We start from the raw sequence: 1450 nt of genomic DNA, 5'->3' as shown, positions 1-1450 counted from the left end.
GGATGAGGGCCGTCGCCGATGCCAGGGCAGCAAGCCCCTGGACCCACTTCGTCCCACCGAGGAACCGGGCCATCAGGCCGGTCAGGATAATTGTCCCGGTATCGACCAGGGCCGAGATCACGTGGATGGCCCAGAGGGCATCTCCATTAGCTTCACAGAACTGCTCAAGTATCGTGCGGACGGAACCTGTAGCGGCTACGTCCTGGTCACGGCGCAGGGCAGCGTAAGCCAAGGCGGTACCTCCTTTACGGCTTCAGGGCAAGGAGTGGTTTACAGCACGGATGGAACTCACCTGCAAACGAACAAGACCACAGCCCAGGCGACACGCATCCGTTACAACGATTCTTCGGAACAGAAAGGATAAGCAGATGGCTCAAACACCACAAGCTTCTCTCACGCTGCCACAGCAGGTCTTTGGCATGGCTGTCCTCAATGACTGGATTGCCTCCTCGATCCAGGTTGCGGCCTATTATGGGATCGCCGATCTCCTGCAAGATGGCCCCAGGAGCATTGCAGAACTGGCAGCAGCGACACAGACACACCCGGACTCGCTTTATCGGCTGCTCCGTGCCCTGACCTCCGTTGGCTTCTTTGAGGAGATGGATACGGACATCCCTTTCGCAGAGCGACGCTTCGCGCAAACGCCATTCTCCCAGTGTCTCTGCCAGGATGTCCCCGGCTCGATGTATGCGATGGCGCGGCTCTTTGGTTCGGAATGGGAACATCGCTCCTGGGGCGAACTAGGGTGTGTCTGCAAATCACCGATAGAAAGGAGTATGAGAAGAGGCGAACTCACGGATGAGCAATGGGAGAAGCTGGCTCCCTTGCTCCCACCCCAGAAGCCAAAAGTCGGTCGTCCAGCACGTGACCATCGTTTGATCGTCAATGGGATCTTATGGATCTTACGAACGGGAGCGCCCTGGAGAGAGCTGCCAGAGCGATATGGTTCGTGGAGAACAGTAGCCAGCCGGTTTTATCGGTGGGTGAATGCAGGGGTCTGGCAACGAGTGCTGCAAGCTCTGCAACAACAAGCCGAGGCACAAGGCCAAATCGATTGGGAGAAGCATAGCGTCGACAGCACGATCATTCGTGCCCACCAGCATGCCGCTGGGGCAAAAGGGGGGATCAAAATCAAGAAGCGTTAGGCAAGAGTCAAGGCGGTTTTAGCACGAAGCTGCATCTGCGCGCCGAAGGCAAAGGCAAACCGATGACGCTTGTGCTCAGTGCAGGCCAACGCCATGAAACGACCCGCTTCGAGGCGCTGATGGAGCAAGGGGCAGTCAAGCGAGTGGGGCGAGGGCGTCCCAAGTTGCGGCCAAAGCGGGTCTTGGGAGATAAGGCGTATAGTAGTCGCAAGATCCGCCATTATCTCAAGCAACGAGGAATTGGCTACACGATTCCCCGCCGGATCGACGAGACGCGAACCGGACCCTTTAACCGAGCCTTATAC

General features: G+C 57.7%; 1 protein-coding gene and 2 pseudogenes. All 3 read left to right on the top strand.

The window, feature by feature from the left end:
• Positions 1-364, top strand: a 364-nt coding sequence (locus tag VKV18_RS00250) for a hypothetical protein (protein ID WP_324202223.1), incomplete at its 5' end; no start/stop codon positions are given.
• Positions 282-656: pseudogene (locus VKV18_RS15965) on the top strand (methyltransferase family protein); the annotation flags it as partial. The gene VKV18_RS00250 and the pseudogene VKV18_RS15965, both read left to right, overlap by 83 nt.
• A gap of 120 nt (positions 657-776) precedes the next feature.
• Positions 777-1450: pseudogene (locus tag VKV18_RS00245) on the top strand (IS5 family transposase); the annotation flags it as partial.

The sequence above is a fragment of the Chthonomonas sp. genome, assembly GCF_035294505.1.
GTDB lineage: Bacteria > Armatimonadota > Chthonomonadetes > Chthonomonadales > Chthonomonadaceae > Chthonomonas.
This window is presented reverse-complemented; position numbering and strand designations above follow the sequence as displayed.